We start from the raw sequence: 8,365 nt of genomic DNA, 5'->3' as shown, positions 1-8,365 counted from the left end.
GCGGGGCCGCCCCCGGCGGCCGCCACGGCGGCATCGATATCCGCCGCCCCGCCGGCGGGCACGCGCGCGATCTCCTCGCCGGTGGCGGGATCGAACACGGCAAAGGTCTCGCCGGACTCGGCCTGGCGCCACTCGCCGTCGATCAGCATGGCATTGCGGATGGCCTGGTTCAGGCCGCTGCGGGCTTCCACGGGTGCATTCATCTTCGTCTCCGGTTGGTCTTGGCTTGATGCCGCGTTATGGAGACCGAAGTTAGCACCGCGTCCTTGTCACGGCTTGTCTTGCCGTGCAGAAAGCTTGTCGATGCGTGCAAAGCGCCCGCCGGCGCGTTTAATGATGCAGCGCAATACGCGCCCCGCCCGCATTCTGCTGGCGCCATTGCGAAGGACTCATGCCAAAGCGCTCATGGAAGACACGGCTGAAGTGCGCCGCGTCGGCAAACCCCAGGGCAAAGGCAATCTCGGTAATGCTGCGTCCGGCGTCCGCGCTGCCGGACAGCCGCACAGCCGCCTGCCGCAACCGGCGCGACAGGATATAGGCATGCGGGGTCTGGCCGGACTCGCGGAACAGGTTATACAAGGTGCGCCGCGAGACGTTCAGTACCGCGGCCAGCCGCTGCGCGGAGAGTTCCGGATCATGCAACTGGGCATCGATGAATTCAGCGAGGCGATGCATCCGCGCTTCGCCGAGATGCCGCGCCACGGCAGCGTCCGCGCCATCTCCAAGCGCCGGCGGCCGTGTGTCCGCGCCTTGCAGCGCGGTCTCCATCAGCGAAACGACAGAATCCTGCAGCACCGTCTGTCCCTGGTAATCCAGCAGGTGTCCCGAGCAGGTATCGTGCAGCATGGCACCCAGCGCCGACAACGCGATACGCGCCGCGCCCTCCCCCCGCAACGCCCGGCCGCCCAGGCTGGCCGCCGCCTGCCGCCAGCCGAAGGCACGCTCCTGCGGCACCAGCAGCACCAGCACCCGGCAGCGATCCGCCATCTCGATGCTATAGGGTTGCGCGGTATCGTAGATCGACCACATCCCGGGTTCGAGCGATGCCTCGTTGCCCCGTTGCGCAACCCGGCTCTGCCCGCTGATTTGCCAGAAGATCTTGAAGAAACCCGCATCGGATGCCGCCGCGTGCCGGGGCTCCCGCGCCACCCGATGCGCATCGACATCCATGTCCGCCACCGCGCAGGCGCCGAAGCGGGCGTAGCTGACGTTGCTATGGAAGCACCCGCGCGTCTGGCGCGTATAGGCGAGCGGCAGGAAACTGGTATCGATGGCTTCGCACCATTGGTCGAACGTCACGATGGACATCCGTGCCGGTTTCTGCTGCAGGTTCTGCACAGCGGGCATCAGGGCATCTCCAGTAACCGGCGGTATGCGCAGGGACGCGGAGGAACGCGCCGGAAGTCCTCGAAGGTGGAGGCCAAGCCTAATGGAAAGCCCGCGGGCAGACAATGGGAACAACTACGCAGGCGCGGCGACGGCAGGAAAGGCGAAAACGCCGCATTGCTTGCCGCCAACCCGCCGGCCCACGCTAAGGGCGCGCTTCGTAGATCAGGTTGAACGGCGTTTCCGTGGCGCGGCGGAAGCGCCGGAAGCCGCCCCGCGTAACCACCTCCCGGATACGCTTCTCGCCAGCCTGCGCGCCCAGGCCCATGGCGCCTTCCTGCGCGCGCGACGCTGGCGTGCAGATGAAGGTCGACGCCGAATAAAAGATCCGCCCCACCGGGTTGAGGTTCTGCTCCAGCCGGTCCTGCGCGAACGGCTCCACGATCATCCACATGCCGTCCGGCTTGAGGCTGTTCCACACGTGACGCGATGCGCCGGCCGGGTCGCCCATGTCGTGCAGGCAATCGAACATGGCAGCGAGATCGTAGTCGCTGCCCGGAAAGCTCTTGGCACTGGCGACCTCGAAGCGCACCCGGTCGGCACCCCCCGCGCGTTGCGCTGCCTCGGACGCATAGCGCACGGATGGCGCGTGATAGTCGAAGCCGTGGATTGGCATGACGGGCTCCCTGGATGGATAAGTTGCCGCGCGCCGCGCGGCTTCACAGCACACCTCGCAACACGCCTCACGACACGCCTCACAAGACGCGATAGATCTCCCAGCGCGCGGTGCCGGAAACCACGAACGGCTCCAGGTCCTTGCTCCATTGCGTGTGCGCCGGTATCGATGCGAGCCGGCCCCATGCGCGGTCCAGTTCGCCGAGATCGTTCACTTCCCAGTCGTGGACCACCGTCGCTTCGAGCGCGCCGATCGAGCCGGTCAGCAGGCGGCCGGTGACGAGGCCGGCTTGCGGGGCGATTTCGCGCGCCCATGCCTGCAGCCGGTCGATGACCTCTTGCTTGTGCCCGAAGCGGGCATCGATCTGCCATCTTGCGATCAGCATGATGTGTCTCCTTGAACGGTTGGTGGAGGACGGGACGGGCCGCGGGCGGGTGCTCGCATCGGCTGGCAACCGCCCGGCCCGTGTGCTACCTTTTTTGAACAGCGTCGCCAACGGTGCGGCGCGGCAGGCCGCGGTGCATCCGCAGCCCCGCCCTTCCAGTTCCACTATCGGCTGGCACCGTTGGAATCACGGTTGGAGAAAGCGTGGCAGCCAGAGATGCCGCTTCACCGCAGGCCACTGCCCGACTGGAAATCCGCCTGCTGGGTGATTTATGCGTGACCCGCAATGGCGAACCGCTACCGCTGCCAGCCTCAAAGCGCACTCGCGCCCTGCTCGGCTATCTGGTTTGCGCCGGCGCGGCCCAATCCCGGCAGTCGCTCTGCGACCTGCTCTGGGACGGGCCCGACGATCCACGCGCGGCGTTGCGCTGGAGCCTGACCAAGCTTCGGCCCTTGCTGGACGACACCGCCGCCGGGGCGATCAGGCTGGTCGCGGACCGGGAGCGGGTCGCCTTTGCCGCGCAAGGCGCCTCGGTGGATATCGCACGCATCCATGCCCTGCTTGGCGCCGGGACCGATGCCGCCTCGCTTGGCGCGCTGGAAGAAGCCGCGCGCCTGCTGCGCGGCGAGTTCCTCGCGGGCCTCGACCTGGCGCGCTGCTACCGTTTCTATCACTGGTGCACGGCGGAGCGGGAGCGCTACGACGGCCTGCGCCGCGCCGTGCTCTGTGCGCTGGTGACACGCCTGGAAGCCACGCCCGCACTGGCGCTGCCCTACGGACGAGCCATGGTGGCCGCCGATCCGCTCGCCGAATCCGCGCATGCCACGCTGGTCTCGCTGCTGGCGGCGGCCGGGCGCTATCCGGACGCCGAGCAGCACTACGCCTACGCACGGGACATGTTGCGGCGTGAGCTGTCCACGCCGCCAAATGGTCCGCTGGACGCGGCGATCCACCGCGCGCGCCGGGAGATGCAGGCCGCAGGCGCGGCCGCCTGGGAGGACAGCAACGCGCAGGAAGCGCAAGGCAACGGCCTCCCGGCCGCAGCGGCCAACGGCGCCGAGCAGCCCGCCCTGCTGAGCCGGCCATTGATCGGACGCCTGTCCGAGCGCGACGCCATCGAGCGGCTGGTTGCCGGCGGCGGCAGCGAAAGCGGCGTACTGCTGCTCTTGCTCGGCGAGCCCGGCATCGGCAAGACCACGCTGCTCGACCATTTCGCCGGGCGCGCCGAGGCATCCGGCTTCCAGGTCCTGCGCGGCCGCTGCTATGAGGCCGAAATGGTGCGGCCCTACGGCCTCTGGCTCGACACGCTGCGCGGCATCGCGCAAGACGCCGTGCCGCCGGGCGAGGCGCGGCAGGCGGCACCGCTGCTGGCGGGCGGCGCACTGGCTGGCGAGTACCGCGAGGGCAGCCGTGAACAACTCTTCGGCGCGGTCGCCAGCCTGCTGCGCGGGCTCGCCGCCGGCCAACCGCTGGCGCTGGCCCTGGACGACCTCCAATGGCTCGACGAAGGCTCTGCCGCGCTGCTCCACTTCCTGTGCCGGACGCTCGAAACCGGCACGCGGATGATCTTCGCCGGCGGCGCGCGAGCCGGCGAGGTCGACGACAACCCGTGGGCCAAGGGATTGCTCCATTCGCTCGCGCGCGAAGGCCGCCTGCTCCGGCTGCCCCTGGCCCCGCTGGCCGTGCCCGAGGTCGCTGCCTTGCTCGGCCCGGCGCTGGCCGCGATGGATCCGCTGGCCGTAGCGCGCGACAGTGGCGGCAACCCGCTGTTCGTGCTTGCCCTGGCTAACGCCCGCGACAGGGCGCGCGGCGGCAACGGCTCGCACCGTACGCTTGACGCCCTGATCGCCGAGCGCCTGGATGCGCTGGAACCCGCCTCGCGCGAACTGCTGTTGCGCGCCTCGGCGATGGGCCGCGAACTGCAGCCCCGGCTGCTGGCCGAGGTGTCCGGCATTCCCCTCGTGCAATTGCTGACGACCCTGGAGCAACTGGAGCGGCGCGGACTCCTCAAGCCGACCGGCGAGGGCCACTTCGACTTCAGCCACGACGTGGTGCGCCAGGCGGCCTATCGCGCCATTTCGCCGCCCCGGCGCCGCATCATGCATCGCCTGATCGCACAGCAACTGGTGGCGGCATGCGCGGAAGACCCCAGGCTATATGGCGAACTGGTGCACCACGCGAGTCTCGCCGACGACGCGCCGATGACCGCGCAAGCGTGCCTGGCGGCGGGCGAGCATTGCCTGCGCGTCTATGCCAACGACGAAGCTGCCCTGGTTGCCGGGCGCGGCCTGGCCCAGCTTGAGCGGCTGCCGCAGGGCACCGAGCGCGTGCGGCTGGCGATCGGCTTGCTCAAGCTGCGCGCGGTTGCCGCCACCGGCGCCGGCGCGCGGCGCCTGCCCACGCTCATCGGCGAAATGGAAAGCGAGATCCGCGCCGCGGAAGCGCTCTCGCTGCACGAGGAAGCCGCCACCGGCCTGCACATCCTGTCGTGGTTGCGGCAGCAAGGCAACGATACCGAGGGCGCGCGGCGCGCCATCCTGGAGGCCGAGCGCATGACGCGCAAGGCCGATGCCGCCACGCGCTGCCAGCAGCTCGCCAATACCGCACGCTGCCTGCTGGAAGTGGAAACGGATCTGCCCAGGGCGCGCGCCATGATCGCCGAGGCAGACACGCTTGCCGAATCGCTCGACCTGCAGACGATCGAGCTGATGTGGGGCCACGGTCTGCTGGCGCGTGTCGACGGCGACCTGGCGAGCGGCCACGGACAAGTGGCGCGCGCGGTGGCCCTTGCCAGGCAGCGGCAGGATCACTGGCGGGAGTACGAGTGCCTCGTCTGGCAGGCCACCATCGCGTTCGAGCTTGGCCGCTTCGACGAGGTCCTCGGGCACAGCGCGGAGATCGAGCAGGCTGCGCGGCGCATGCGCGAGACGGGCAAGGCGGGCCAGACAACCGAAACTGTGCAAGCCGTGGATGCCATGGAAGCCGTGGAACCCGCCGCCCCGTTCGCTGGCGCGCTGGGAGCCCTTGCCAGGCTGCGTCTCGGCCAGCCCGCCGCGCAGGACGAACTGGCGGCATCGCTGGCGTCCCTGCGCAGCGTGGACGACAAGGCCCACCTCGCTTATGCGCTCAACGCCGCCGCCGCGATGGCCCTGGACCGGGGCCAATGCGAGGTTGCCGGCACCTGCGCGAGCGAAGCCCTGGACGCAGCCCGGGCCGTTCGCAGGCTGACCGAAATGACGGTGGCAGCCGCCTGCCTGGTGCAGGCCGCCGCCAGCGCGGGCGACGCGGCCCGCGCGGCCGGGTGGCTCGCGGAACTGCGCTGGCTGGTGGCCGGCCACCAGCCGAGCGCGCGGGCGGCGGCGGCGCTGGAGCGCGCGGTGCTGGCATGCCGTGCCATTCCAACGCTTGCGCCAACGCCAGGGCGCTAGCCTACCTGCATGCACTTCCGCACCCCGACAGGAGGCCCGCCATGTCACACATCATCGTTGAGCGCAGCTTCGCCACCCCGCAATCCGACGAGGACATGAAGATCGTCGCCGACCGCGAGCGCCCTTGCCTCGCCCTCTACAACGTCACCTGGAAACGCAGCCTGATCGCGGCCGACCGCAAGCGCATGGTCTGCGAGTACGAGGCTGCCGATGCCGAGACAGTACGCAAGATCCAGCACGAAGCGGCAGCGAGCTTCGATCGCGTCTGGGTAGGCGATGTCATCGAGTGAGGCCGATCCGCGCCAGGCGGCTAAGCAGCTAAGCGGCTATGCAGCCACCGCCCGGCGCACCTTCGCCAGCGCGTCTTCCAGGGCTTCATGCGAGATGGAGCCAATGGCGAGCCGCAGCGCATGCGGCACGTTGGGCGTGACGGCGAAAGGCTCCGCGGTCGTCACCAGGACGCCTTCGCCCTCCAGCGCGGCGGCAACGCGGTCGGCGCGCAGGTCCTCGGGCAAGGTCAGCCACAGATAGTAGGACGAGCGGTGCGCCACGATATCGCTGCCGCGCAGCACGCGGCGCGCCAGGCTCTGGCGCAGCCGCGCGTCCTTGCGTTTCCGGTCTTCCAGATCGTCGACCAGGCCGGTTTCGATCCAATGGCAGCCGAGCGCCACGGTGAGTGACGGGGTGTTCCATGTCGAGACGCGGATGGCACGCTCGATCGCCGGCACCAGCGCGGCGGGGGCTGCGACAAATCCCACGCGCAGGCCGGATGCCACGCTCTTCGACAGGCCCGATACATAGACCGTCCGCATAGGGGCATAGGTAAAGACCGGCTTTGGCGCCGGCTCGGCAAGGAAGGCATACGCACCGTCCTCGATGATCAGGAAATCGTGCCGCTCGGCCAGTCCGGCCAGGCGGGTGCGTTCCGCCTCCGCCATCACCGTGCCCAGCGGATTGTGCATCGTGGGCATGGCGTAGACCGCGCGTACCGGACGCCGCTTGCAAAGCGCGGCCAGCCTGTCCAGGTCCATGCCGCCAACCGCGTGCGGCACCGGCTCCAGATCGAGGCGATGCGCCTGGGCCAGCATCTTCATGCCGGGATAGGTCAACGCATCGACGGCTAGTACATCGCCCGGCTTGAGCAGCGCCATCACCGCCACGGCCAGTCCCTGCTGCGCGCCGTTGACGATCAGCACCTGATCGCCGCCCACCCGGATACCCCGGTTGCGCAGGTGCCGGGCCGCCGTCTGCCGCTCGTGCGGCCGCCCGCCCTGCGGCGCCGAGTGAAGCAGCGCGTCGAGATCGCCCGAGGCCGCGATAGTGCGCAGGCCATCCCGGAGTATATCGTCCTGGCCCGGCAAGGACGGATAGTTGAAGGTGAGATCCACGGCGCCGAAGCGCGCGGGATGTTGCTCCATGCCCAGGCCGCGCGGCAGCGACGTGTCCCGCACGAACGTGCCCCGGCCCGTCTCGCCGACGACGAGTCCGATCGATTCCAGTTCCTTGTAGATGCGCGAGGCCGTGGCCAGGGCGATGCCATGCTGCTTCATCAGGGCACGAACGGTCGGCAACTGCGTGCCTGGCGGCAACACCCCCTCGCGGATGCGGCCGGCGATCTCGTCCATGATGGTTTTGTACCGGGTCGGTGCGGGGATCATCCTCTGCCTTCTGCCTTCTGCGTTCTGCCTTGTCTTTGTATCTAGAACAATTTTTTGTTTGTACCAGACACAAAGATTACGCTACCAGCCTCATCAACGTAAAGGGCTCCGACGGGCTTCCACGAGCACCGGGGAGTTGCAGGCATGATCGAACTCGCAACCTTGTCCGTATTCGCCGCGGCAGTGATGGTCCTGCTGCTGTCACCCGGGCCAAACATGGCCTTTGTCATGGCGCACGGCATCACCTACGGACCAGGCGGCGGCACCGCCGCGGCGCTGGGCATCGCGGCGGCGGACCTTGTGCTGACGGTCCTGACCGCCACCGGCATCACTGCCGTCATCGCCGCGTGGCCGCCCGCCTTCGACCTCATCCGCTACGCCGGCGCCTTATACCTGCTGTGGATGGCCTGCAAGGCGCTGCGGCGCCCCCTTGCGCCGCTGGGCACGGTGGCACAGCAAGCCTCGTTGATATCCGTGTTTTTCCGGTCCACGCTGAACAGCCTGTTGAACCCGAAAGCCCTGCTGTTCTTCATGGTCTTCCTGCCGCAGTTCGTCGACCCGGCCAAGGGGAACGTAGCCCGGCAACTGGTTGTCCTTGGCTGCGTGCTGACGCTGATCAGCACCGTCTTTCACGCGCTGCTGGGCGCCGCCGGCGGCTCGGCGCGCCGTTTCCTCAGCCGCAATCCGCGCGCCGCCATCTTCCAGAAGTACGGGCTGGCGGTGGTGCTGGCGCTGCTGGCGCTAAGGCTGATCGCCATGCCGAGGGCATCCTAGGCCGGCAGCCCCATCCCCAAGCAAACCAGCAACGGAGAGCATGAGATGTACATCGCAGCCTTTATCTACAAGCCAGGCGAGACCGACGAGGAGTTCAGGCGATTGAGCGCGGCCATCG

General features: G+C 68.8%; 7 protein-coding genes and 2 pseudogenes. 4 read left to right on the top strand and 5 right to left on the bottom strand.

Going from position 1 to position 8,365, the window contains the following annotated elements:
- The 4 genes and pseudogenes from CF70_RS37785 to CF70_RS14045 form a co-directional block, all read right to left on the bottom strand.
- Positions 1–203: aldehyde dehydrogenase family protein (locus tag CF70_RS37785; protein ID WP_349675112.1), on the bottom strand; the 203-nt coding region annotated here is incomplete at its 3' end.
- Positions 204–330: 127 nt separating this feature from the next.
- Positions 331–1,347, bottom strand: coding sequence for a helix-turn-helix domain-containing protein (locus tag CF70_RS14055; protein WP_035865381.1), 1,017 nt, complete (start codon positions 1,345–1,347; stop codon positions 331–333).
- A 184-nt stretch (positions 1,348–1,531) separates the two neighbouring features.
- A pseudogene (locus CF70_RS14050) lies at positions 1,532–2,032 on the bottom strand (class I SAM-dependent methyltransferase); the annotation flags it as partial.
- A 49-nt stretch (positions 2,033–2,081) separates the two neighbouring features.
- Positions 2,082–2,387 carry a hypothetical protein gene (locus CF70_RS14045; protein WP_035865379.1) on the bottom strand — a complete coding sequence of 102 codons (306 nt, stop codon included), beginning with the start codon at positions 2,385–2,387 and terminating at the stop codon, positions 2,082–2,084.
- Positions 2,388–2,590: 203 nt separating this feature from the next.
- On the opposite strand from CF70_RS14045, the gene CF70_RS14040 reads away from it, so the two are divergent.
- Both CF70_RS14040 and CF70_RS14035 read left to right on the top strand, forming a co-directional pair.
- The gene (locus tag CF70_RS14040) at positions 2,591–5,815 is read left to right on the top strand and encodes an ATP-binding protein (protein ID WP_160172263.1); all 3,225 of its coding nucleotides are present in this window, start codon (positions 2,591–2,593) and stop codon (positions 5,813–5,815) included.
- A 41-nt stretch (positions 5,816–5,856) separates the two neighbouring features.
- Positions 5,857–6,105, top strand: coding sequence for a nickel-binding protein (locus CF70_RS14035; RefSeq protein WP_035865377.1), 249 nt, complete (start codon positions 5,857–5,859; stop codon positions 6,103–6,105).
- 36 nt (positions 6,106–6,141) lie between these two features.
- On the opposite strand, the gene CF70_RS14030 is transcribed toward CF70_RS14035, so the two are convergent.
- Positions 6,142–7,440 carry a PLP-dependent aminotransferase family protein gene (locus CF70_RS14030; protein ID WP_414629450.1) on the bottom strand — a complete coding sequence of 433 codons (1,299 nt, stop codon included), beginning with the start codon at positions 7,438–7,440 and terminating at the stop codon, positions 6,142–6,144.
- A 177-nt stretch (positions 7,441–7,617) separates the two neighbouring features.
- Between CF70_RS14030 and CF70_RS14025 the strand changes: the two genes are divergently transcribed.
- A complete protein-coding gene (locus CF70_RS14025; RefSeq protein ID WP_035865370.1) occupies positions 7,618–8,247 on the top strand; it encodes a LysE family translocator in 630 nt (209 codons plus the stop codon).
- 45 nt (positions 8,248–8,292) lie between these two features.
- Positions 8,293–8,365 (top strand): annotated as a pseudogene (locus CF70_RS37780) (antibiotic biosynthesis monooxygenase); the annotation flags it as partial.

The organism is Cupriavidus sp. SK-3, from assembly GCF_000611145.1.
Classification (GTDB): Bacteria; Pseudomonadota; Gammaproteobacteria; order Burkholderiales; family Burkholderiaceae; genus Cupriavidus.
Note: the sequence above shows the minus strand (reverse complement) of the source record. Positions and strands in the feature narration are given on the sequence as shown.